This window comes from Methylomonas sp. Uni0011 (assembly GCF_056850255.1).
Window position 1 is genome coordinate 1 of sequence record NZ_JBVVNO010000002.1, and the last position, 22,860, is coordinate 22,860.

General features: G+C 56.5%; 18 protein-coding genes. 7 read left to right on the forward strand and 11 right to left on the reverse strand.

Going from position 1 to position 22,860, the window contains the following annotated elements:
- Window positions 1–689 precede the first annotated feature (689 nt).
- From AC0IM9_RS02725 to AC0IM9_RS02735, 3 genes are all read right to left on the reverse strand, one after another.
- Window positions 690–1,271, reverse strand: a complete 582-nt coding sequence (locus AC0IM9_RS02725) for a hypothetical protein (RefSeq protein WP_482802966.1) — start codon at window positions 1,269–1,271, stop codon at window positions 690–692.
- A gap of 61 nt (window positions 1,272–1,332) precedes the next feature.
- On the reverse strand, window positions 1,333–3,855 hold the full coding sequence (locus AC0IM9_RS02730; protein ID WP_482802967.1) for an ExeM/NucH family extracellular endonuclease: 2,523 nt from the start codon (window positions 3,853–3,855) through the stop codon (window positions 1,333–1,335).
- 234 nt (window positions 3,856–4,089) lie between these two features.
- Window positions 4,090–4,884 carry a UDP-2,3-diacylglucosamine diphosphatase gene (locus tag AC0IM9_RS02735; RefSeq protein ID WP_278210989.1) on the reverse strand — a complete coding sequence of 265 codons (795 nt, stop codon included), beginning with the start codon at window positions 4,882–4,884 and terminating at the stop codon, window positions 4,090–4,092.
- 249 nt (window positions 4,885–5,133) lie between these two features.
- On the opposite strand from AC0IM9_RS02735, the gene phoU reads away from it, so the two are divergent.
- Both phoU and AC0IM9_RS02745 read left to right on the forward strand, forming a co-directional pair.
- The gene (gene phoU / locus AC0IM9_RS02740; RefSeq protein WP_140910929.1) at window positions 5,134–5,871 is read left to right on the forward strand and encodes a phosphate signaling complex protein PhoU; all 738 of its coding nucleotides are present in this window, start codon (window positions 5,134–5,136) and stop codon (window positions 5,869–5,871) included.
- A gap of 35 nt (window positions 5,872–5,906) precedes the next feature.
- Window positions 5,907–6,263, forward strand: coding sequence for a hypothetical protein (locus AC0IM9_RS02745; protein WP_278210990.1), 357 nt, complete (start codon window positions 5,907–5,909; stop codon window positions 6,261–6,263).
- Window positions 6,264–6,309: 46 nt separating this feature from the next.
- On the opposite strand, the gene AC0IM9_RS02750 is transcribed toward AC0IM9_RS02745, so the two are convergent.
- The 4 genes from AC0IM9_RS02750 to AC0IM9_RS02765 form a co-directional block, all read right to left on the reverse strand.
- Complete coding sequence (locus AC0IM9_RS02750; protein ID WP_482802968.1) at window positions 6,310–7,236, reverse strand: GGDEF domain-containing response regulator; 927 nt, start codon at window positions 7,234–7,236, stop codon at window positions 6,310–6,312.
- Window positions 7,226–11,104, reverse strand: coding sequence for a CHASE domain-containing protein (locus AC0IM9_RS02755; RefSeq protein WP_482802969.1), 3,879 nt, complete (start codon window positions 11,102–11,104; stop codon window positions 7,226–7,228). Before AC0IM9_RS02755 ends, AC0IM9_RS02750 begins: the two co-directional genes overlap by 11 nt.
- Window positions 11,105–11,417: 313 nt before the next feature.
- Window positions 11,418–12,191, reverse strand: a complete 774-nt coding sequence (locus AC0IM9_RS02760; protein ID WP_140910933.1) for a ParA family protein — start codon at window positions 12,189–12,191, stop codon at window positions 11,418–11,420.
- Between the two features lie 57 nt (window positions 12,192–12,248).
- A complete protein-coding gene (locus AC0IM9_RS02765) occupies window positions 12,249–12,737 on the reverse strand; it encodes a zinc ribbon-containing protein (protein ID WP_140910934.1) in 489 nt (162 codons plus the stop codon).
- A gap of 91 nt (window positions 12,738–12,828) precedes the next feature.
- Here AC0IM9_RS02765 and leuS point away from each other — a divergent pair, with 91 nt between their 5' ends.
- From leuS to holA, 3 genes are read left to right on the forward strand one after another with little or no spacing between them, the layout of a single operon-like run.
- The gene (leuS, locus tag AC0IM9_RS02770; RefSeq protein WP_482802970.1) at window positions 12,829–15,417 is read left to right on the forward strand and encodes a leucine--tRNA ligase; all 2,589 of its coding nucleotides are present in this window, start codon (window positions 12,829–12,831) and stop codon (window positions 15,415–15,417) included.
- Window positions 15,418–15,436: 19 nt separating this feature from the next.
- Complete coding sequence (locus AC0IM9_RS02775; protein ID WP_482802971.1) at window positions 15,437–15,934, forward strand: LPS-assembly lipoprotein LptE; 498 nt, start codon at window positions 15,437–15,439, stop codon at window positions 15,932–15,934.
- A gap of 5 nt (window positions 15,935–15,939) precedes the next feature.
- Complete coding sequence (gene holA / locus AC0IM9_RS02780; protein ID WP_482802972.1) at window positions 15,940–16,953, forward strand: DNA polymerase III subunit delta; 1,014 nt, start codon at window positions 15,940–15,942, stop codon at window positions 16,951–16,953.
- Between the two features lie 78 nt (window positions 16,954–17,031).
- Here the strand turns inward: holA and pepA are convergent, their stop codons facing one another.
- Entirely contained in the window at window positions 17,032–17,865 is an 834-nt protein-coding gene (pepA, locus tag AC0IM9_RS02785) for a flocculation-associated PEP-CTERM protein PepA (RefSeq protein WP_482802973.1), read from the reverse strand.
- Window positions 17,866–18,130: 265 nt separating this feature from the next.
- On the opposite strand from pepA, the gene AC0IM9_RS02790 reads away from it, so the two are divergent.
- Window positions 18,131–18,301 carry a rubredoxin gene (locus AC0IM9_RS02790; protein ID WP_140910939.1) on the forward strand — a complete coding sequence of 57 codons (171 nt, stop codon included), beginning with the start codon at window positions 18,131–18,133 and terminating at the stop codon, window positions 18,299–18,301.
- A 66-nt stretch (window positions 18,302–18,367) separates the two neighbouring features.
- On the opposite strand, the gene AC0IM9_RS02795 is transcribed toward AC0IM9_RS02790, so the two are convergent.
- Window positions 18,368–20,098 carry a proline--tRNA ligase gene (locus tag AC0IM9_RS02795; protein ID WP_482802974.1) on the reverse strand — a complete coding sequence of 577 codons (1,731 nt, stop codon included), beginning with the start codon at window positions 20,096–20,098 and terminating at the stop codon, window positions 18,368–18,370.
- A gap of 162 nt (window positions 20,099–20,260) precedes the next feature.
- Between AC0IM9_RS02795 and AC0IM9_RS02800 the strand changes: the two genes are divergently transcribed.
- Entirely contained in the window at window positions 20,261–20,899 is a 639-nt protein-coding gene (locus AC0IM9_RS02800; RefSeq protein ID WP_140910941.1) for a response regulator, read from the forward strand.
- A gap of 48 nt (window positions 20,900–20,947) precedes the next feature.
- Here AC0IM9_RS02800 and AC0IM9_RS02805 read toward each other — a convergent pair whose 3' ends face one another.
- Both AC0IM9_RS02805 and AC0IM9_RS02810 read right to left on the reverse strand, forming a co-directional pair.
- Entirely contained in the window at window positions 20,948–21,853 is a 906-nt protein-coding gene (locus AC0IM9_RS02805) for an NAD(P)-dependent methylenetetrahydromethanopterin dehydrogenase (protein ID WP_278210998.1), read from the reverse strand.
- 43 nt (window positions 21,854–21,896) lie between these two features.
- The gene (locus AC0IM9_RS02810) at window positions 21,897–22,805 is read right to left on the reverse strand and encodes an NAD(P)-dependent methylenetetrahydromethanopterin dehydrogenase (RefSeq protein ID WP_140910943.1); all 909 of its coding nucleotides are present in this window, start codon (window positions 22,803–22,805) and stop codon (window positions 21,897–21,899) included.
- Window positions 22,806–22,860: the final 55 nt, after the last annotated feature.

The window sequence follows — 22,860 nt, forward strand, 5'->3', positions numbered from 1 at the left end:
TGGATCAGAATGGACACTCGCAAAGTTCAGCCTTATGCATACAGGGTCAAGGTTAACCAAGCCCTTAGAATACCGTTCGAACTTTAAAGTGAGTGCGGGCGATGGAGAGAACTATCTACAAGGCAGGTTTTAAAGCCTCAGGGTGGGCACGTCTTCTCCATCGCCCTCCCGATGATCAGTCGGGGATTCTGCTTCTTTTTTCGGTCAGAATCGAGATATAAGGGTGGGCACGGTTTTTGTGCCCACGCGGAATAGAATATATACCGTTGACGGTGGGCAAAAAAGCGTTGCCCACCCTACGTTTTTTGAATTTTCGTTAGACTTTGGGAGTGGTTTTCTCCCGTTATTCCGCCCCGAGCATCGGAGCTTTTGGCGAGAATAGCCCGCAGGGGCGCGGCAGGGATGCCGTGCGTTTTCGGAGGGCCAAGGATGGCCCTTCCGAAAACCCTCGGCAAAAGCGACAAATTTGCCTGGAGCAAATTTGAACAGCCGATAGGCTGGCCCGCAGGGCGAAAACCATGGATGGTTTTCGCAAAAGCGCAGGATTAAGGCGGAATGTCGGGTGGCCTTTTCTTTGGATACTTTCTTTTGGCCAAGCAAAAGAAAGTATCGCGGTTGTCGGTCCGCGAACCGACATTAAAACAGTCGTCGCGTCAGCGACACAAAACCAAATCGGATTGCATCAAGTTTTAGCATCGTTTCCGCCGAAACCCACCCAAACCCACCACCACCCCACTAATAAACATAACCAAAGCCCCCGGCAACGGCACGGCCGTAATCTCAAAGCCACGGCTGGCATTGATCGCCACCGGGCCTTGGTTCAAAAAGATCAGGCCTTGATTGAAGTCGGATAAATCGGATGCGATCGCCAACGTCACTTGGCCGGCCGCCAGCGCTTTGAAATGCAAAGTCGCCAGATTGAACGTCGATGCGGTCGAGGGGTTACTGCCGATGCCGGGAAACGCCGAGCCGGCGGCGTGCAGATTGACCAGCAAGCTGTCGTCGGAGAACAGCGGATTGATCGTGCTGCCTTGAAATTCCACCAGGCCCGAGATCGAGCTGGCGGTGTTCAAGCCGAAAGCCAACAGCTCGTCGCTGCTATCGGCCGCGAACAGATCGTGCACGACCACATCGATAGCGAATACATCGCCGATCCGGATTGAATCGGCAGCGGTTTCCAGGCTGAAGGAGAGGGTGGCTGCCTGGCAATGGGCCGTGGTCAGCAACAGGCTGGCGCCGCATAGCGCCAGAATACGAAGCAAGTTTTGCATATTGTGATCCTAAAAATTAATCAAGGCCGCCGGCAAACGGTTTGCCGGCGGCCAGCCGGAGTTATTGAGCGCGAATGGAGGCGGTATAGCTGTTGAAATGGCCGTACCAGATTCGATAATCGGCGTACGTCACGCAACCGCTCATGTCGTAATCCGCTTCGGCGTTAAACCCTGTCTTACCCACGCATTTACCGACTTGAGCCTTGATCAGACCGGCGTCGTTGCCGTCCACATCGCCGTCGTTATCCAGATCGCCGGGGACGAAAAGCTTGACCAGCAATGGATCGTGGTCGGAGGAACGGTAGGCATCTGCCGCGTAAAAGCTGGTGACTTGATTGGCCGATTTGAACTCGGTGTTGTAATCCAGCGCGCGCGGTTCGTCGGCGTTGATGTGCCATTCGCCAGCACTTTTGACTTGCGGCGCTAGCGGGCTATTGGCCAGCGCATGGTCCAGATAACCGGCCGCGCCGTCGAACACGTAGCTGTAGGCTGCCCGATTGCCGATCATCGTTTCCAGCAGGTTGCGGTAGCCGGCGTTCTTCAGTGCGGTAATCGGGTCTTCCTGGGCATAGCTGTTCAGGTCGCCGACGATCAAGTTGTTGGCCGCGCCTTGCTGGGTCGGGTCGCCGGCCAGCCAGCTAGCCAGGGCTTGCGCGGCATCGGTGCGGGTTTGGTTGCAGTTGCCCTGGCCGTCGCCGGTATCCGGGTCGTTGACGTCGTCGCAGGCTGAACCTTTGGATTTCAAATGGTTGACCGCGACCGTCAGCAGTTTGTTGGAGGCTTTGTCCAAAAAGGTTTGCGCCAGGGTAGGGCGGTTTTTGCTGTCGATGAATTGCGGGTTAACAGACGAATCCAGAATCGCCACCTTACCGACAGTTGTGACTTTCGCCGGCTTATAAATGATGCCGACCGCGATTTCGTCCGTGCCGACTTTGCTCAGGCCCGGATTGACGAAGGCGTAAGTGCCGGCGCCAGCCAGTTGGTTCAAGCCGTTGACCAGGTCGGCGATGGCGCTGGTGCTGCCGTAGCCGTCGTTTTCGATTTCCATCAAACCGACTACATCGGCATTCAAGGCGTGGATGGCCGGAATGATTTTGCCCCGTTGGCGGTTGAATTCGGCCAAGGTATTGGCGCCGCGCGCCGTCGGGAAGCCGCCGCCCAAGCCGTTGCCGTTGAAGTAATTCAAGACATTGAAGCTGGCGACTTTCAATGAACCCAAACCGGTTGGCGCCGGGTTGGCCGGACGCTCGTTGCTGGCGCTAAACGCCAACGGTTGGGTCGGCTGCAAACGGTAGACGCCGAAATCGTAAGCCAACACGCCGGTGGCGCCGGTTACCGTATCGCCGGAGCGCAGGCTGTTGGCCGCGCTCAAGCCGGCCGGTTGCGGATAGATCACCGGATCGGGATTTTGCTGGTTGCTGCCGTCGTCGACCAACAATTGGTTCAATTCATTTTGTGCCGCAACATCGTTGGCGGCTTGGCCGGGCGCAGCGACTTGGGTCGGCGTCCACAAACGGCCGCCGGACGACAACAGGAATTCGCCGTAACGGGCCAGATTGTAATTCTCGGTCACGGTCAGGGTTTGCGGCAGTTTTACCAGCATGCCTTCCCAACGTTCCGGGTCGTTATTGGCGTTGTCGAACGGCAGGTTGATGGTCACCGGCGCGGGCAGGGCGTTGCCGCTGGAACACACTTCAACAGCAGCGACGTTTTCCAGCCGGGTCATGCCGAAGGTTTCGGCGACGCTGCCGACGATGTGGACCCGGTCGCCGGCGTTGACCGGCGTATTGGCCAGCACGAACAGGCCTTCGGAAGTGGCCGGATTGGCGTCGGCATCGCTGCCTTGTTGGACGAAGAAACCATTCAAATTGCCGCTGCCTTGAAAGTCGGCGCTGACCACGGCTTCAACGTGTTGCGCCGTGCCATTCAGAGGGCTAACGCCGCCGCTGCCCTGAATCGCGCTGATCAAGGTTGCCGGCTGGCCGCACTGTGACGTGGGCGGTGGCGGCGTAATGCCGCCGAAGGTTTGGCCGGCGTTGGGACTGCCAAAGCTATTGGCCGCTGCCGTCGTCCAGGCAAAATCTTCATAGCTGCTGCCGGCGCCCTTTAATTGCAGGGACTGGCCTATGGCGACGCTCGACTCGCTGACGCCGATATCCACGCCGACTTTGCCGGCGGCTGGGCCGCCGACTGCGGTAAAGCTGCCTTCATAAGTTAAAAATTGCACGACCGTGCTGCCGTTGACCAGCGCAATGCCGTCCGGCGACCCGTTCTGGATACCGTCGGTCGGGTAACTGAAGCTCAGCGTGCCGAAGCCGGTGCCGGTCTGATCGGCAATGACGCCGCTCAGCGCTTTGGTGTTGTAACTGGCGCCGCCGTTGCCGTTGTACAGTACCAGCGACCAGCCGCTGAGGTTGGTGCCGGCCGGGCCGGCGATTTCGATGGCCTCGCCGGTGTCGGTTCCGGCGTTGTCGTAATGGATTTCGTTGATAAATACCGGGGTGGCGGCTTCGGCAGTAACCGAAGTGGCGAGTGCGCCTAGCGCCGCCAGCAGCGGCAAGCGGCTAAGTGGGTTTGCGATCATGGTCGGATAGTCTCTGTATGGCAATAACAGCGAACAGGCTTGGCGCCTGGCCGACTCGCAGAAAATCCCGCCGCTGGCTCAAGGGGGTAGCGCCGAGGCGGGACCGGTTGTAACAACCGATTCTGCAAGCCCGGTCGCATTTTGCGGGATAAGCCGGGGCCGCAGGTTAAGATACGGTGACGGTTTGCGGAAGTTTTGGTGAAACGTATTACACCGGGGCGGGTGGGGCGATGCCTAGCCGGCGTGGGGCAGGCCAGGTTCCGCGTGCGCTTCCGGGTTCGGTTTTTCCTGTTTCAACCAGTTCACCAGCTCCAGGCGGCCGTCGGCGTGTTCGACGATGGCGGTGCAGCTTTCGACGAAGTCGCCGGTGTTGACGTAGGTGAAACCTTCGATTTCCTTGATTTCGGCGTGGTGGATGTGGCCGCAGATCACGCCGTCCAAGCCCTGGTTTTTAAGGGTGCGGACAATGCTTTCCTCGTAATCGGAGATGAATTGCACCGCGTTTTTGACTTTGAATTTGACGAAGGCGGCCAACGAAAAATGCGATCGGTAGCCGATCAGTTTCTGGCAGATGCGCAGGAAGCGGTTGATTTCGATCAGCCAGTCGTAACCGACGCTGCCGATCTTGGCCAGCCAGCGGTGGTGTCTGGCGATGGTGTCGTATTCGTCGCCGTGCACGATCAGGAAGCGTTTGCCGGCGGCGGTGGTGTGGATGTCGGAGCGCTTGACCACGATGTCGCCGAATACGTAATCGTCGTATTCGCGCACGTTTTCGTCGTGGTTGCCCGGGACGTAGATAATCTGGGTGCCGTGGCGGGCTTTGCGCAGAATTTTCTGGATGATGGTGTTGTGCTCGCGCGGCCAGTACATCTTTTTCGACAAGGCCCAAAAGTCGATGATGTCGCCGACCAGATACAGTTTTTCGCTGTCGTTGTGTTTCAGAAAATCCAGCAGCGCTTCGGCGTGGCATTGGGTGGAGCCGATGTGCAAATCGGAAATCCAGATGGTTCGGTATGTAGAGGCAGTCATAAATACGCCGGGTATGGATAGCGGATGGGCGTATTTTTCTGGCTGTTTATGACAGCAGTATGACGACTTGCCGGGCCAGGGTTGCTGGTCGCCGATTTTGTCGGTGGCGCCCGCTTGTCACAATTCCGTCATCCGCGGCAGGCCTGTATCAGACGAGGTCCCGCCAGCCGGCGCCCGTCACATTCCTGTCATTTTGGCTGGTTAAACTCCGGGTGTAAAAAATCGCGTTAACCCGATAGAGGCTTGGCCATGACCACTCCGACCGACACCAGCGGCAATCCGCATACCTTGCACGAATACGACAACGACCTGAATCATTTGTACGGTCTGTTGCTCGAAGTGACCGACTTGCTGATTTACCAGTTGGAGCAAGCGATGCAGGCCATGGATTACGGCGATGCCGAACTGGCGCAAAAAGTCATTTCCCGCCAAAAAAAGCTGAAACATTTCGAAAGCAAGATCGACGATGGCGTATTGAGCGTTATTGCCCGGCATTGCCCGGTGGCCAACGATTTGCGTCTGGTGTTGTCGGTATCGAAGATCTCGGCGGAGTTTTCCAAAATCGGCGACGAAATCGGCGAATTTGCCAGACTGATTACGGTGTTGTTCGATCCGAATACCAGCGATCCGAACGAAAAATTGCTGGCCGACATCGTCAAGATGGGCGGCTTGGTCAAGTTGATTCTGGACAAGTTGATGGTGGTGTTCGAAAACCGCGACTCCAAGCAAGCCTATGCGCTGTTGCAATGCGACCAGCTCTGCGAAAACGAGTTGCAGGAAGGGATCAAACACCAATTGGCCTATGTGCTGCACGACGCCCGCATGATCCGCCGGGCGCTGGACATCATGCAAATGATGAAAATTTTGGAGCGGTGCGCCGAGCATTGCCGCGTCATTGCCGAACATGCCGTGTTTATGCTGGACGGCGTCGATATCCGCCATGGCGGCCTGCTGCGCCAGCAAGCGCCTAGTCAAGGCGACGCTTGACCGGCGGTTGGATCAGTACTATCCGGAGTTTAACCATGAGTCTGACATTGCCGTTTCCGTTTTACGGGTTTGCCGATTATTGCAACGAGCTCAGAGCCTTGGGTATCGATCCCGGCTATGTGATGTACACGGACCGTCATGCCAACAACGACCAGCCGTGCGCCAGACTGGTGCCCGCCGCGCATTTGCCGGCGGCGCTGGCCTATATCGAAGCGCCCAGCGATGCGGCGTTCGTCAGCCTGGTCCAGGCCGGGGTGCTCTTGGATACCGAATGGGAGCGGCGTACCGGCGGCTGGCTGGTGGTGTCGTTTACCGGCTGGGAAGTTCTGCACAAAGCGTTCAGCCGCTTGAATGCGAAGCTGGACAATTCGGTGTTGGATATGGCGGGTTGAGGGGCTTTGCCGCATCTGCGGCAAAGTCGGCGACGGTCGCCGCGAATCAAAACACGGTGACGCGGTTTCTGCCCCGGTGTTTGGATTCGTAAAGGGCATGATCGGCGCGGTTAGTCGCATCTTCGACGCTATCGCCGTCGGAGCTCAATTCGGTAATGCCTACGCTTACAGTGACCTTGCCTTGGGGTAAGCCGCCCATCGCATCGTCATGGATGTCTTGGCGGATTTGTTCGAACAGTTCTTTGGCCTGCGAGATTCCGGCCTGCGGCAGGATCACCAGGAACTCTTCGCCGCCGTAGCGAAAGGCCAAGTCCGAGTTTCTAAGGCGGTTGCACAATCGCTGGGCGATTGCGGTCAACACGGTGTCGCCCATCGAATGCCCGTACTCGTCGTTAATCGCTTTGAAATGGTCGAGATCGAGCATGACCAAGCTGCAGGGCGACTGGTAGCGGATGAGGTAGGCGAACTGTTTCTCGATGAAATCGAACAGCATCACCCGATTGTAGAGCCCCGTCAGTGGGTCGTGAGTCGACAGTTCTTTGAGTTGCTGATTCTTTCGATCGAGTTCGGCGTAAAGCGCTGTCAGCTCCAATTCCCGGCGACGTAAGCGCAAGTGTGTCTTGACCCGGGCAATCAGCACTAAGGGATTCACCGGTTTGGTAATGAAATCCACCGCGCCCATTTCCAGCGCATTGGCTTCCACTTGAAAATTGGTTTCCGCCGTCACGAAAATGGTCGGGATGTCTTGCGTGTCCTTGTGCGATTTCAGGGCCTTGATCACCTCTTGGCCGGAGAAATCGGGCATGACCATGTCCAGCAAAATCAAATCCGGTTGTTGGGCAATGGCCATGGCCACGCCGTCTTTCCCGCTTTTGGTGCCGCGCACGGTGCAAATCGAAGCGAGTATCCGCTCCATGATCCTGTGGGTCAGGGGATCGTCGTCGATGACCAGGACTATCGGCTTAGTTCGCATGGTTGCCTGCTTGAATCCGGGCGTTGGTTTTTAGCCAGCCGGTGATGGCGGCCAATAGACGGTCGTTTTCCGCTATCAATTGCGCATAGGCTTCCTCGGTGCCGGGCGAGTTTGCTTTTAAAGCCGCTTCCAGTGCCGCGGCCTTGGCGACGGCATCGCTGGCGCCGAGGTTGGCTATTTGGCCTTTGAGTCGGTGCGCAACCTGTCTGGCCTCAGTCCAATCCCGGTTGGCGAAATGTCTTTTCAAACCGGCGATCACTTCGTTATTTTCGCCGGCGTAGAGCGCCAGTAACTCGATAAAAAGCTCCCGGTCGCCGAATAAATTGAGTTGAGAACGAGCGGAGTCTATGCCGGGAATGCTCGGCCATTCGGCCTCTGGCGTCGGGATGGAGAACGCGGTTGTGGTATCCGGCGACAACGGTTTCGCTGCTTCGGCACCCGCATTTTCCGGAATTTGGCCGACAGTCGATGGCCGCTGCGGCGGATTCGGCCGCCGAATCCAACGGCTGAGTACGGCGATCATCTGCTCGGGATCCAGCGGTTTGGGCAGGAAGTCGGTCATGCCGATCTGCAGACAGTTTTCGCGTTCGGTTTCGGTAACGCCGGCCGTCAGCGCGATGATCGGCAGTTCGACGTACTTGGAATTTGCCCTGATCCTGCCGGTAGCCTCGGCACCGCCCATGCCGGGCATGTGGACGTCCATCAGGATGGCGTCGAACTCTTGGCGCTCCAGCCATTCCAGCGCCTCGGCGCCGTTGTTGGCAATGACGACCTCAACGTTTGCGAGTTTGAGGAATTCCGTCACCACTTTCTGATTGATCTTGTTGTCCTCAGCGACCAAAACCCGGGCGCCGGCCAGTGCTAGACCTTTTTGCCGCAGATCTTGACTCAATGCGCCGGCACTGCGCCGTTCGGAACGGCGGTCGATGACGTGAGGCGAGGGCGCTGAAGCCAAAACGGTGGGCAGCACGAAGTGGAAGGTGGAGCCTTGTCCCGGCGTGCTATCGATTTTCAGCTGGCTGCCCATCAGTTCCAGCAGTTGTTTGGTGATGGCCAGACCGAGGCCGGTACCGCCGAAGCGGCGAGTGGCGGAACCGTCCACTTGACTGAAGGGCTGAAACAGCCGGCGTTGGTCTTCCACGGTGATGCCGATGCCGCTGTCGGCCACTGCGAAACTTAGCCGGGCCGACGAGCCTTCTTGCGCTAAAGGTTTGATGTGGATGCCGATCCGTCCGCGCTCGGTGAACTTGATAGCGTTGCCGATCAGGTTGGCGAGGATTTGCTGCAGGCGCAACGCATCGCCGATCAGGTCGGCGGGTGTGTCTTCAGCGATATCGATGGTCAAGGCCAGCGCCTTTTCGGCGGCACGGTGCGAGAACAGGCTGTATAAGTTATCGAGCAAGGTTTTGAGGTTAAAGTGTTGTTGGTCGATTGTGAGCTTTCCGGCCTCGAGTTTGGAGAAATCGAGAATGTCGTTCAGGATGCCCAACAGGCTCTCTGAAGACGCATTGATCTTTTCCAGGTAGTCTCTGACTTCGACAGGCAGCTCTTTGTCCAGCGCCAGTTTGGATAAGCCGATGATGCCGTTCATCGGCGTGCGGATCTCGTGCGACATGTTGGCGAGGAATTCGGATTTGGTTTTGGCCAGGCCTTCGGCAACTTGTTTGGCGTCTTCGAGCGAAACCAGATATTGCTTCTGTTCGGTAATGTCGCGCATGATGGTAGACAGCATTTGCGGATTGCCAGCTTCGTCGCGGTGCAGAAGCAGGATTTGGGAGACGGGAATTTCTCGGCCGTCCTGGTTCAGAATAGCGGTTTCATTTTTCCAGTAACCGTGTTTCAGAACGGCCGGAACGCCTTCTTCCAGAATTTTCTGCGCAGCCCATTCCGGGTGCATGTCCTGGATCTTGCGGTTGGAAAGGTCGGCGTTGTCGTCCAGCCCCACCATTCGCCGCGCCATGAGGTTATGGAACAGCAAATTCCCCGACATGTCCGCGGTACCGATATAGTCAGGGCTTTCGTTGATGATGCGAAGCAGCTGCTTTAACTCCTGTTCCTGCTGCTTTCTTTCGGTGATGTCGGTATGGGTGCCGATCACCCGCAACGGGTTGCCTTGGGCATCTCGGCTGACTACCATGCCGCGTCCCAGAATCCATTTGTAATGGCCGTCGCCGCAGATAACCCGGTGCTCGCAGCTGAAATTGGGCGACTCGCCTCTAAAGTGGGTTTGCAACGCCGCCTCGGCTATCGCCAGGTCGTTTGGGTGGACAAGTTGCCGCCAGGTGTCGATATCGGGCTTCATCGACCCTTCTTCAAAGCCCTGAATTTCGTACCAGCGTTTTGAATAGACGATCAGGCCGGCGCCGATATTCCAGTCCCAGACGCCGTCGCCGGCGCCCTCGAGCGCAAACTGCCAGCGTTCCTCGCTTTCTCTGGCTTTGTCCAAGGCCAGGATGTTTTCGGTCATATCGAAGCAACTGCCGATATAGCCCAGAAAATTTCCCAGGGCGTCGAAACGGGGAACGCCGTTATCCTGGAGCCAGCGGTACTCGCCGTCATGACGCCGCAAGCGGTATTCCATGTGGAAGGAGGTTCTCCGGTCGAAGTGGCCGGTATAAATTTCGAGACAGCGATCGATGTCGTCCGGATGCACCCCGGCCGTCCAACCGTGGCCCAATTCCTGTTCCATGGTCCGCCCGGTAAAATCCAGCCATACCTTGTTGAACCAATTGCAGCGCCCGTCGGCACCGGCAACCCAAATCAGTACCGGTGCGGCATTGGAAACCGACTGAAAGCGGCTTTCGGATTCTTTGAGTAACAGCTGGTTGGCTTTCAAGCGTTCGGTTTGCTCCCGTAAATCGTCGGTGAGGTTGCGAGCGATCTTGTGGGCGCGAATCCGCGTATTTGCAGACAGCCAAAACAGTCCCAATGTCAAAAAAGCGATGGACACCAGGCCGAAATACTCGGGCCACGGCTTAGCGACGTGGTTGATGGTTGCGTAACCGGGCAGGGCCGTAAAATGCAAGATCCAAGTGTGTCCGCCGACTTCGAGATTGACGTCATGCGTCAATAGCGGATTGGCTGCGGTATACCCGTCCGCTGTCATGTCGGGCGCACTATTGAACAAGGAATTTGCAGTGGTTTTTTCGCCATCGAAAATTTGTAAATCCAGCGCGGACAGTTCGCCCTCGACGATGGGTTTGATGAGATCGTTCATGCGGTAAGGGCTATACACCCAGCCGATCAGCGACGCGCGTCTCTGGTCTAAAGTTTGGGTGATAGCACCATTCTTGAAAACCGGCAAATAAGCCAATACTCCCGCTTGAACGTCGGTTTTGGTTTCCTGCACCAGTTTTACCTTGCCGGAGAATGCAATGTCCCCAATATCTCGCGCCCGCAGCATCGCCTCGTTTCTGGTGGGCTCGGATAGCATGTCGTAGCCGAACGCCCTTAGATTTCTGCCGGAAAAAGGTTCCAGAAAAATAATGCTGGAATACTGCTCTCTATCGCCGGGCGGATTGACCACATATTCGGGAAAGCCCTGGTTGCGGATCTGGGCAATATGGGCTGGCAAGTCTGCTCGGGAAATCAATTCGGAAAATCCGACCCCTTGAATGCCCCGGTAAGTTTGATCGAGGTCGAGCTTTTCGACGAAATTTTTCCATTCGGCTCTTTCGACGGTGTTGGATGCCGCAAACAGGCCGGCGCCGGCTTTCAATAGCTGGGCATAGGCGTTCAAACGCTCGTTGATTTTTGTGGAAATGCGCTGGGAATCCTCGCGCAGAGCCTTATCCAGGCTTTGCTGTTGGCGGAGGTGGAGATTGAAACCGATAGAGGCCAGAAAAATAATCACAATACCGAATGCCACAGCGTATAACACTCTGTGGGACTCGATAGTTAACACATTACGCTTATCTGCGGTGCGTTGCCTCATAGGACGGGATGACCGATGTGAGTGTAAGCCAAGTCCGATTTGACGATTAATCGATCGGCGCCAAATCGGTGCGTCGATCAGGTGATATTCAGTTTATCAGAATCGTGAAGCTTGTTTGGTCGACGGGCGCTGGCCGTATCGAAACGGATCGGAGGGATGGCTCAATTGCTTTGGGCGTAACGGACAACAGCGCGTAAAAAAGCCAGGCTGGGCCTGGCCTTGTAGGTTTTATAGCGCGCGGGATGGGCTATTGGTGAATTTCCAAATGCAAGGCGCGGTATTCTTCGGTCAGTTTGTGTGACGGGGCGTAGTGGACCAGCGGTTGGGCATCGCTGTGCGATTCGCGGACTTTAACCGAGGTGGAGATTTTGGTTTCCAGTACCGGCAGGCCTTCCGCGATCAGGTCTTCGACCAGTTGCCGCGGCAGGTTGGCTTGTTTTTGGTATTGGTTGACGACGACGCCCTCCACCTCCAGATGCGGGTTGTGGTCGGCTTTGACTTCGGTGATCGCGCGCATCAGCGTGTAAAGTGCTTCGCGGGCGAAGGTGTCGCAGTCGAACGGGATCAGACATCTTTCGGCTGCGATCAGCGCAGACAGGCTGTAGAAGTTCAGAATCGGCGGCGTGTCGATATAGATGTGCTCGAAGCCTTCCAGTCGTTCCAACGCTTCGCGCAGTTTGTAGATTTTATGCCGCGACTCCAGCCGGCTTTGCAGGCCTTCCAGGTCGGAATGCGACGGCAGCACGTACAGGTTGGGGAAGGGCGTTTCGTGGATCAGGCCGTCCAGGCCTTCCTTGCCGCCGCCGAACAGGCCCAAACCGAGGCTGTCCTTGAAAAAGTGGGCAATGGTTTTATCGGAATCCGCGACCTTGCTGCCCAGCAGGTATTGCGTCGAGTTGCCTTGGACGTCGAGGTCGATTACCAGGGTTTTTTTGCCTTCAACGGCACTGATCGCCGCCAAATTACAGGTAATGGTGGATTTACCGACGCCGCCTTTCTGATTGAAAATCACCCTGCGCATAATCGCCCTCGATCAAGGAAAAATAAAGCCCGCATTATAAGGTTTGAGCCCGCAATATCAACAACGGCTGAAACTGCTGCCTTTGCATTCGGGGCAGGCCGGGATGATGCTGGTGGATTTGAAGGCGATTTGCTTGCCGCAAACGTCGCAGGTGAAGGTGCCGGGGCCGGCCACTTCGCCGCTCTGGTAGGGGTGGTACAGTTTGGCTTCCATTTCCAGCGCCGCCAGCTTGACCCGGGTCTTGTCGGCAATGTCGAGAAAGGCTTCCAGCGCGAAGTTCTCGATCAGTTCGATGTCGAATTTCAGCCACTCGGACAGCGAGTCGTTTTCTTCTTTCAGGCTTGGCGACGTGGCGACGTGTTCGACGTCGCGCATCACATAGTCGGCGATTTTGTTGATTTCTTCCTGGGTATGGCCGCCCAGCGCGGCGGTTTTTTTCTTGGCGATTTCCAGCGCGTCGGCTACCGAATGCAGCGTGTCGTCCATCGCTTCGTACAGATGGCCCATCAAGTCGTCGTATGCGTCGATCAGTTTGTTTTCGCCCATGCTTACTCCCGCTTTTATTATAGTATTCGCGCTTTAGATTTAAGCGCCTGTAAGGTATTCTAGCGCCTTTTTACAGCAAAAGACGAACAGGATGGAAGAGCATTACAACCCCGCGGCGATCGAAGAAAAAGTCCAAGCCGATTGGGAAAAATCAGGCGTGTTTACCGCAACCGAGGATACCGGCAAGGAAAAATACTACTGCTTGTCGATGTTCCCCTATCCGAGCGGCAAGCTACATATGGGCCACGTCCGCAACTATACGATCGGTGACGTGATCAGCCGCTTCCAACGCATGCAAGGCAAACACGTGTTGCAACCGATGGGCTGGGACGCTTTCGGCCTGCCGGCGGAAAACGCCGCAATGCAAAACAAGGTGCATCCGGCCGACTGGACCTATTCCAATATCGATTACATGCGCGACCAGCTCAAACGTCTGGGTTTCGGCTACGACTGGAGCCGCGAGCTGGCGACTTGCGATCCGGAATACTACCGCTGGGAACAATGGTTCTTCATCCGCCTGCTGGAAAAAGGCTTGGTCTATAAAAAAACGGCGCCGGTCAACTGGTGCCCACACGACCAGACTGTGTTGGCCAACGAGCAGGTTATCGATGGTTGCTGCTGGCGTTGCGACACCCAGGTCGAGAAAAAGGAAATTTCGCAGTGGTTTTTGAAAATTACTGCTTATGCCCAGGAGTTGCTCGACGATCTGCAAAAACTGCCGGGCTGGCCGGAACAGGTCAGAACCATGCAGGCCAACTGGATCGGCCGTTCCGAAGGTGTGGAAATGGATTTTGCCGTCGACGGTTTCGAGTCGCCGATCCGCATCTACACCACCCGTCCCGATACGGTGATGGGCGTGACTTATGTTGCGGTCGCCGCCGAACACCCGGTCGCCAAAAAAGCCGCCGAAACCAATGCCGAGATTGCCGAATTTATCGAATCCTGCAAGCAGATGGAAACCTCGGAAGCGGCGATGGAAACCATGGAAAAACGCGGCATCGCCTCCGGTTACAGCGCGATTCATCCTTTGACCGGCGAGTCGGTGCCGGTCTGGATCGCCAACTTCGTGTTGATGAGTTACGGCACCGGTGCCGTGATGTCGGTCCCGGCTCACGACCAGCGCGATTACGAATTTGCCAAACGCTACGGCATCGCGATTAAAGAAGTGATTGCGTCTGTTGACGGCAGCGATGATAGCGTCGCGGAAAAAGCCTTCACCGACAAAGGTGTGTTGCTTAACTCCGGCGAATTCGACGGTCTGGATTTCAAACAAGCCTTCGACGCCATCGCCGCCAAATTGGCCGGTCTCGGCAAGGGCGAGCGCAAAACCAACTTTAGATTGCGCGACTGGGGCGTATCCCGCCAACGTTACTGGGGCGCGCCGATTCCGGTGGTGTATTGCGACGACTGCGGTACCGTCCCGGTCCCCGACGAGCAATTGCCGGTGACCCTGCCGCGCGACGTGGTGCTGGACGGTTCGCAGTCGCCATTGGCCGCGCATCCGACCTTCCCGCACACGACCTGCCCGAAATGCGGCAAGCCGGCCCGGCGCGAGACCGACACCTTCGATACCTTCATGGAATCGTCCTGGTACTTTGCCCGCTACGCCAGCAGCGACTGCCACACGGCGATGCTGGACCAGCGCGCCAACTACTGGCTGCCGGTTGACCATTACATCGGCGGTATCGAGCACGCGATTCTGCATTTGCTCTACTCGCGCTTTTACAACAAATTGCTGCGCGACGAAGGCTTGCTGGTTTGCGATGAGCCGTTCAAAAACCTGCTGACCCAGGGCATGGTGGTCGCCGAGACTTTTTACCAATTTGACGAACACGGCCATAAAAAGTATTTCAACCTGACCCAGATCGAAGTCGAGCGCGACGCCAAGGGCAAGATCGTCGGCGCCAAGTTATTGGAAGACGGTTCGCCGGTCACGGTCGGCGCGATCGAAAAAATGTCGAAGTCAAAAAACAACGGCGTCGATCCGCAGGTGCTGATCGACAAATACGGCGCCGATACCGTGCGTTTGTATACGATGTTCACCTCGCCGCCGGACCAATCGCTGGAATGGAACGACGCCGGCGTTGAAGGGGCGTTTCGCTTCCTGAAGCGCTTGTGGCGGCAAGTGTATTTGCATGTCGAAGCCGGGCTGCCGCAAGCGGCGCTGGACAAGGCTGCGCTGAGCGACGATCAAAAAGCCCTGCGCCGCCAGTTGCACCAGGCCTTGCAAAAGGTGACCGACGACATGGCCCGCCGCCACACCTTCAACACCGCGATTGCTGCCAACATGGAACTGGTCAATGCCTTGAACAAATTTGAGGACGACAGCGCCAACGGCCGGGCGGTACGCCAGGAAGTGCTGGAAGCCATCGTGCTGATGTTGGCGCCGATCATTCCGCACGCGGCGCAGCAACTGTGGAGCGACCTGGGCCGCGACAGCGACATTGTTACCGCGGCTTGGCCGGAACTGGACGAGTCGGCGTTGGTGCAGGACAGCATTGAGATGGTGGTGCAGGTCAACGGCAAATTGCGCGGCAAATTGGCGGTTGCGGTCAGCGCCTCCAAGGAACAGATCGAAACCTTGGCCTTGGCCGATGCCAACGTGCAGCGCTTCCTCGAGGGTAAGCCGGTCAAAAAGCTGATCGTCGTGCCGCAAAAACTGGTGAATATCGTTGTTTAATTGCGTTGGTAAAAAGCCGATGAAGCGCTTGTTTCGATTCCTGGTCCTGGCGGCATTGTTGGCGCAAGCCGGTTGCGGCTACCATTTGCGCGGCTCGATCGAGATGCCGGCCGCGCTGAAGAGTCTTTACATTTTCGGCGCTTCCGGACCGTTGCAAAACGAAATGCAGCAAATCATGCGGGCTTCGAAAGGCAAATTGGCGCCGACGCCCAACGAGGCCGGTGTCGTCATCAAAGTGTTGAGAGAAGACATGCGCAGCCGGGTGCTGTCTATCGGCTCCACCGGTAAATCCAGTGAATCCGAGCTGGAATATTATCTGCGCTTCCAGTTCTTCGACGATAAGGAGACTGCGATGATGGACGAACAAGTCATCGAATTATCCCGCGAATTTTTCAACGACCAGACCGCGGTGTTGGCGAAAACCAACGAGGAACAGTTGATCCGCGGCGAGATTTACAAGCAGGCGGCCCGGATGATCCTGGCCCGCGCCCGGGTGGCGATCGACAACCAGAAGTAAAAAACGTGCGCTTGAAAGTCGAGCAGTTGGCTGCGGCGTTGCAAAAATCCGTGGCGCCGGTCTATCTGGTCAGCGGCGACGAACCTTTACAACTGGGCGAGGCCGCCGACGACATTCGCCAGGCTGCCCGCGCGGCCGGTTACACCACCCGCGAAGTGATTTCGGTTGAGTCCGGCCACGAGTGGCCGCAACTGAGCCTGGAAGCCGATTCGCTATCCATATTTTCCGACAAAAAATTAATTGATCTGCGCCTGCCTTCGGCGAAGCCTGGAACGGAAGGCAGCAAGGCTCTGATCGCCTATTGCCAACACCTGCCGGAAGATACCGTGCTGTTGGTGACGGCCGGCAAACTGGAGTCGGCGGCGCAAAAGTCGCAATGGTTTCAAGCGTTGGATGCCGTTGGCGTCATCGTCCAAGTTTGGCCGCTGCAGGGGCAGGAGTTGTTACACTGGTTGCAGCGCCGCGCCGAACGCAGGGGCATGCGGTTGGATAACGAGGCGTTGAAAAGCCTGGCCGCTCGTGTCGAGGGCAATCTATTGGCGGCCGCGCAGGAGATCGAAAAGCTTTACATCTTGCATGGTGCGGCTTTGGTCAGCAAAGCCATGATTGAGGACGACGTTGCCGACAGCGCCCGTTTCGACGTGTTCAAATTGACCGATGCCTTGCTGGAGGGAAAATTGAACCGGTCTTTGAAAATCCTGAATGGCTTGAGGACTGAAGGCACAGCCGCTTCTATCGTGTTATGGGCGATTTGCCGGGAAACCCGGATGTTGTTGCTGGTCAAAGCCGAGTTGCGGCGTGGTGTTAATTCGGAAGTGGTGTTTAAGAAGTTTCAGATTTGGGATAAACGCAAATCTTTGGTGCAAGAGGCGTCTCGGCGCTTGCGGGACGAACAGTTACAGGGGATTTTACGGGCCGGTGCAGAGGTGGACCGTTGCATCAAGGGGCAGGCCGTTGGCAACGAATGGGAAGGGTTGTTCGGTTTGTGTTTGCGATTCGCGGGAATGCCTGATTTTTGATGTTGCGAGTCGGCCGGAATCTGCTGCCCCGATTGAAGCGCCGGGGCAGCAAAGCAGCGAAGTCCTAACCGGAGTGGTTTAGGCGACGGTTTTTTTTCGTTGTCCCGCGCCCAACAGGCCGACCAAGCCTGCGCCGAACATCCACGCCGCCGCCGGCAGCGGCACTGCAGTCAGGTTGATGGAGCCGTCGACGGCAGCCAACGAGCCTTCGCTTTTGTTGTGGCCTTGCACGCTGGTGATGCCGGGAAGCAAGGTCGAGTTTTTCAAATCGATTGAAAACAAAGCACTGCCGCCGCCGATCGGCGCGCTATAAACGCTGGAATTGGAACTGCCGAAAATCCCGGAAAAACTCAGATCCAGCTGTTCGATGCCTTTGCCGGAAGATAGTGAGATAAATCCGCTACCGCCGGTCAGCGTGCCGGATAAAATCGCAGTGCCATCATTAAAGCCGCTATCGGCGCCGAAGCTGAAGTCAGGCGTGGTGTCGAAATACAAGCCTACATTACCCCCGGTCAGCGAGAAGCTTTGCACTCCGCCCGGCAATACGGAATAGGTGCCGGTAAAATTGGCGACTACGGTTAATTCGAAGCCGTTGCCGCTACCAGATGCACCGCTGACGTTAAGTTGCGGCACGTTGATGCCGCCGGCATTGGTCAGAATGTGGTCGTTGACATAGGTCTGGAAATAGCCGCTCAGCGTGCCGTCGTTATTGACTTTAACCAAGCCAACGCCCAAGCCGAAGTCGTAGGTGTCGAACGGGCCGACAACGGCTTCGTCGCCGGTGGCTCCGGGAGCTGCGGTGTAGTTGGCTGTGCCGCTCCATGCCGCTGCCGAAGCGATAGGCGTAGTGATTGCCAAGCCCAGCAGTAGTAGGCTCTGCTTAAGATGATGCGAGAAAGCGTAGTGTTTCATGTTAATCCCTCAAAAAAGTGAAAAATATCGATCCCCCTCGGTGGGCGTTTATACCCGTTTCCGGTCAAGAATTCAAATTACAATTCAATTACCTAGCACTCAGGTCAGGGCTCCCGCGAAAATGGCGCGTCAGAGCCGATTTGTTAGGGGCTCGAACGGAAAGCCAAGTGGTCGATTCCTTCCAATATTCGTGGTTTTTTGGCAGGCGAGCATAAGCTACAATTTCGCCCGTTTATTAAACGTTGTTACAACCGAGGATTAAGCAATGGCAGAGTTCAGAAAGTACAAATGCAAAACCTGTGGCCACATTTACGACGAGGAGCTGGGCGATCCGCGTAACGGCGTAGCGCCGGGCACGCGTTGGGAAGATGTGCCGGAAGACTGGGGTTGCCCGAAGTGCGGTGCGGTCAAGGCGATGTTTACTTTGATGCGCTGAAGCGGTTCGGTCGGGTAAGAAAAAGGGCGCCATTTGGCGCCCTTTTTTTGTGCGATAGGGTCGGTTTTATGCCAGTTTGGCTTTGATAAACCCGACCAGCTCGGAGAAAGGAACTTCCTGACTTTCCGGGTCGGTACGGCCCTGGTATTCGACGGTGCCGCTGTCCAGGCCGCGGTCGCCGATGACGATGCGGTGCGGGATGCCGATCAGTTCCATGTCGGAGAACATGAAGCCGGCGCGGACCTTGCGGTCGTCGAGCAAGACTGCGATGCCGGCGTCCTGCAGTTCCTGGTAGATCTTTTCCACGGTATCGACCAGGCGGTCGGATTTGTACATGTTCATCGGGCAGATGGCGACCTGGAATGGCGCCAGTTCGTTGGGCCAGATGATGCCGCGCTCGTCGTGGCCTTGCTCGATGGCGGCCGCGACCACGCGGGAAATGCCGATGCCGTAGCAGCCCATGATCATGGTTTGGTTTTTGCCGGCTTCGTTGACGATGGCGGCGTTCATGGATTCGCTGTATTTGGTGCCCAGTTGGAAAATGTGGCCGACTTCGATGCCGCGGGCGATAGTCAAGCTGCCGTGGCCGTCCGGGCTGGGGTCGCCGTCCACGACTTGGCGGATGTCGTGCAGCCACTCGTTCATCAATTTCCGATCCCTACTCCAGTTGACGCCGGTGTAGTGGATGCCTTCTTCGTTGGCGCCGCAGACGAAGTCGCTCATATTTTCGACGGCGTAATCGGCAATGATATGGCAGGGAGTTGTCTCGTTGGCAATTGGGCCTATGTAGCCAGGGCGGCAATGCATGAGGCTTTCAATCTCTTCGTCTTTGGCAAAGTCGAAGTTACCGATAATTTTACTCAATTTGATTTCGTTCAGTTCATGGTCGCCGCGCAGTAGAATCATGTAATAAACGTTGCGGTCTTGCGGATCGGCCGGGCGCTGTACCAGAATCAGGGTTTTCAGCACTTTGTCGGCGGTGGTGCCTAAAAATTCGCAGACTTCGGCGATGGTTTTTTTACCCGGAGTTTTGGTCTTTTCCAGATTTCGGCCGGGCTCGGGCCGATTTAACGGTGGGCGGCGGACTTCGGCTTTTTCGACGTTGGCCGCGTAATCGCTGGCGTCGGAAAACGCGATGGCGTCTTCGCCGGAGTCGGCCAGTACGTGAAACTCGTGCGACACCGCGCCGCCGATTGCGCCGGAATCGGCCATTACCGCGCGGAACTTCAAGCCGAAGCGGTTGAAGATGTTGGTATAGGTTTGATACATCACGTCATAGGTTTGCTGCAGCGATTCCTGGTCCAGATGGAAGGAGTAGGCGTCCTTCATGATAAATTCGCGCGAGCGCATCACGCCGAAGCGCGGGCGAATTTCGTCGCGGAATTTGGTCTGAATTTGGTAGTAGGTGACCGGCAACTGTTTGTAGCTTCTCAGTTCGTGGCGGGCCAGGTCGGTGATGATTTCCTCGTGGGTCGGGCCCAGGCAGAAATCGCGGTCGTGGCGGTCTTTCATGCGCGCCAGCTCGGGGCCGTATTTTTCCCAGCGTCCGGTTTCCTGCCACAGTTCGGCCGGTTGCAGGGCCGGCATCAACACTTCCAGGGAGCCGGCCTTGTTCATTTCCTCGCGGGTGATTTGCTCGACCTTGCGCAACACCCGCAAACCCAGCGGCAGCCAAGTGTAAATGCCGGCGGCGAGTTTGCGGATCAGGCCGGCGCGAATCATCAGTTTGTGGCTGGCGATTTCGGCGTCGGCGGGCGTTTCTTTGACGGTGCTTAGAGGAAATTGGGAAGTGCGCATGGCGACCTTTGGGTTGGTTTATCAAAAGAGCGGTATTTTACCGATAAATCGCGCAAACGACGACGCAGGGAGCGTTTAACGCCACAAAGGTGCCGCTTGACGTTGCCGTTGGACAGGAAATTTGGGAAACTTGAGCGGATAAAGATCGTTGCAAAGGAAGTTATGATTAAAGTATTACTCGTGGACGACCATGAATTGGTCAGGAGCGGTATCGAGGCGCTGCTGGCGGCGGAGAAGGATATCTCCGTGGTTGGCGTATGCAATAGCGGTGAACAGGCGTTGCCAATCGTCGCTCAGAATCCGCCGGACGTGGTTTTGATGGATATCAATATGCCGGGGATGGGCGGGTTCGAGGCGTGCCGGCGGATTTTGCAAACTCAGCCCAATGCCAAGATTATTGCGTTATCGGTCCATAATGACGGGCCGATTCCGCAACAGTTATTGAAATTGGGGGTGGTCGGTTTCGTTTCGAAAGCTTCGCCGGTTAACGAAATGGTCGCAGCAATTAAAACCGTGATGTCCGGAAAACGTTATTTGTGCCAGGACGTGGCCAGCAATTTGGCGTTTCAATTTTTGCCGGGCGCCGACGTTTCACCGTTTTTGCAGCTGTCCCAGCGCGAGGCCGAAGTGGTACGGATGATTCTGAACGGGAAAAGCATTCAGGAAATGTCGGAAGCGCTGGCTTTGAGCGACAAGACGATCAACACCTACCGTTACCGGGTTTACCGCAAGCTCCAGATTAAAAATGACGTGGAGTTGACCAGATTGGCGGTTAAATTCAATTATTTGGATGCGGTGTGATGGCGTGCGCGGGCCGGACTATCAGTCCAGCCCTTGTCAGGTCCGGTGCTAAACCAGCGTGCGCGCTTTGACGAAAGCTTCGCGGAAATCCAGAAAGACCGGTTTTTCGGTCTCCAGCATCAGTTTCAACAGCTCGTGTTGCAATTGATACTTGATATTGCCCACGGCCAGAGCGCCAACACCTACCGCTTTCGGCGACAAGGTCGCTAGCGTAAGCGGGGCGGCAAAATCGTTCAGTTCGATCCCTTCGATGCCCAGCGGCGGCACCGCATTGACGTCGCCGGCAACTTTGAGTTGTTTGGCGTGCGCCAGTACGGCCGAGCTGATAACCCGAATCCCGGCTTTTGCAGTACAGAACACGATGTCTGCGTCGGCGATCAATTCGGATTTCTCTTCGTCGTTGCGTGCCACAGCTGCTCCCATGCTGGAGCCAAAACGCCGGTTGTATTGTTTGGCGGCATCCTTGGCGGTCTCGACTGACAAATGGTCTACCAGCAAGGTTTCCGCGCCTTGCAACGACGCGATCACTCCGGTTGCGATCCCTACCGGACCGGTCCCGCCGAACACCAGTGTTTTCAAACCTTTCAACTCCAGTCCGTGGTGATCTCTCAACGCCTTTTCCACGCACGCCACCAGTGCGGCGGCGGTGGTGCAAGCGCCGCTGGGATCGGCAAATACCGATACTTGAAACGGTGGGACCATGGCAGGTTTGGTGGCTTGCAGCATATCGATAGCCAATCCCATATCGCGGCCGCCGATGAACAGGGCGGTACTTTTGTTGCCGGCCGGACTCCGTGAGAACACCGCATCCTGGGTCAGGTTGGGTATGTTCTCCAGTTTGACGTTGGCGTAAGGAATGAGCACATCGAAACCGGCGTCTAACGCCATGTTGATGTCAAACGGACTATTGTTTGGCATCGGGTCGAACATGTGGAGTATGCTACGTTTTGGCATTGGTACCTTACCCTGTAATAGTGGCGGACTGGATTGGAGTCGGTTACTTGCTGGATTTGATAAACTCGCGCGCGACTTCGAAAGCATGCTCGAAGTGCAAAAACAGCGCCTGATCGCTTTCCAGCATACGTTTCAGCAAGCGGCTTTGCGCCTGGTACTTGATGTTGCCGATCGCCAATGCGCCAATGCCGACTGCGCCGCTGACCGAACCGGCAATCGGTTTGCCATTGTCGAAGGCGTCGACGCCGGCAATACCGGACGGCGGGACCGCGTTGACGTCGGCCGCGACTTTCAGTTGCGGAGCGCTCGCGATCATTTCGGCACTGAGCAGTTCGATGCCGGCGGCACCGGTAGCAAAGACGACGTCGGCGGTTTTGATGTACTCGGCTTTGTCGGAATCAGCACCGGCGGCAATCGAGATTTTGCCGTCACCGAATTCTTCGCTGCACAACTCTGCGGTGCGCTCGGCTCTATCCAGTTGGCGGCCGATAATGCGAACGTTGGCGCCGGCCTGGGCGGCGATCACCGCTGCAGCTTGGCCGACCGGGCCGGTGCCACCCAATGCCAGAACGTTCTTGCCTTCCAGCGTTGTGCCGAATTTTTCGGCCAATTCTTTTTCGACCGCGGCTACCATGCCGGCAGCAGTGGTGAATGCCCCGCTGGGGTCGGCGAAAACCGAAACTTCAAATGGCGGAACCATGGAATTTTTCGCCATTTTCAGCATGTCCATGGCTTGTTTGGTTTCGCGGCCGCCGATGAAAATGGCGGTGCGTAACAAGCCTTTCGGACTACGCGAGAAAATAGCGTCTTGAACCAAACCCCGGACTTCGCTCGGTTCGACGTTGATATACGGCACCGCTGAAATCCAGCCAGCATCCATCGCCATATTGACGTCGAACGGGCTCAGGTTTTTGGCTGTAGTCAGCATGTGTAGGATAAAGGGTTTTTCCATGGTGGCCTCTTAATTTTTGATTAGCCGGTAAGTATAAAAGAAAAGGCGAAACGAT

Coding starts and splice junctions, on each gene's coding strand:
- AC0IM9_RS02725 (WP_482802966.1), bottom strand. CDS start 1,271: ATGCAAAACTTGCTTCGTATTCTGGCGCTATGCGGCGCCAGCCTGTTG.
- AC0IM9_RS02730 (WP_482802967.1), bottom strand. CDS start 3,855: ATGATCGCAAACCCACTTAGCCGCTTGCCGCTGCTGGCGGCGCTAGGC.
- AC0IM9_RS02735 (WP_278210989.1), bottom strand. CDS start 4,884: ATGACTGCCTCTACATACCGAACCATCTGGATTTCCGATTTGCACATC.
- phoU (WP_140910929.1), top strand. CDS start 5,134: ATGACCACTCCGACCGACACCAGCGGCAATCCGCATACCTTGCACGAA.
- AC0IM9_RS02745 (WP_278210990.1), top strand. CDS start 5,907: ATGAGTCTGACATTGCCGTTTCCGTTTTACGGGTTTGCCGATTATTGC.
- AC0IM9_RS02750 (WP_482802968.1), bottom strand. CDS start 7,236: ATGCGAACTAAGCCGATAGTCCTGGTCATCGACGACGATCCCCTGACC.
- AC0IM9_RS02760 (WP_140910933.1), bottom strand. CDS start 12,191: ATGCGCAGGGTGATTTTCAATCAGAAAGGCGGCGTCGGTAAATCCACC.
- AC0IM9_RS02765 (WP_140910934.1), bottom strand. CDS start 12,737: ATGGGCGAAAACAAACTGATCGACGCATACGACGACTTGATGGGCCAT.
- leuS (WP_482802970.1), top strand. CDS start 12,829: ATGGAAGAGCATTACAACCCCGCGGCGATCGAAGAAAAAGTCCAAGCC.
- AC0IM9_RS02775 (WP_482802971.1), top strand. CDS start 15,437: ATGAAGCGCTTGTTTCGATTCCTGGTCCTGGCGGCATTGTTGGCGCAA.
- pepA (WP_482802973.1), bottom strand. CDS start 17,865: ATGAAACACTACGCTTTCTCGCATCATCTTAAGCAGAGCCTACTACTG.
- AC0IM9_RS02790 (WP_140910939.1), top strand. CDS start 18,131: ATGGCAGAGTTCAGAAAGTACAAATGCAAAACCTGTGGCCACATTTAC.
- AC0IM9_RS02795 (WP_482802974.1), bottom strand. CDS start 20,098: ATGCGCACTTCCCAATTTCCTCTAAGCACCGTCAAAGAAACGCCCGCC.
- AC0IM9_RS02800 (WP_140910941.1), top strand. CDS start 20,261: ATGATTAAAGTATTACTCGTGGACGACCATGAATTGGTCAGGAGCGGT.
- AC0IM9_RS02805 (WP_278210998.1), bottom strand. CDS start 21,853: ATGCCAAAACGTAGCATACTCCACATGTTCGACCCGATGCCAAACAAT.
- AC0IM9_RS02810 (WP_140910943.1), bottom strand. CDS start 22,805: ATGGAAAAACCCTTTATCCTACACATGCTGACTACAGCCAAAAACCTG.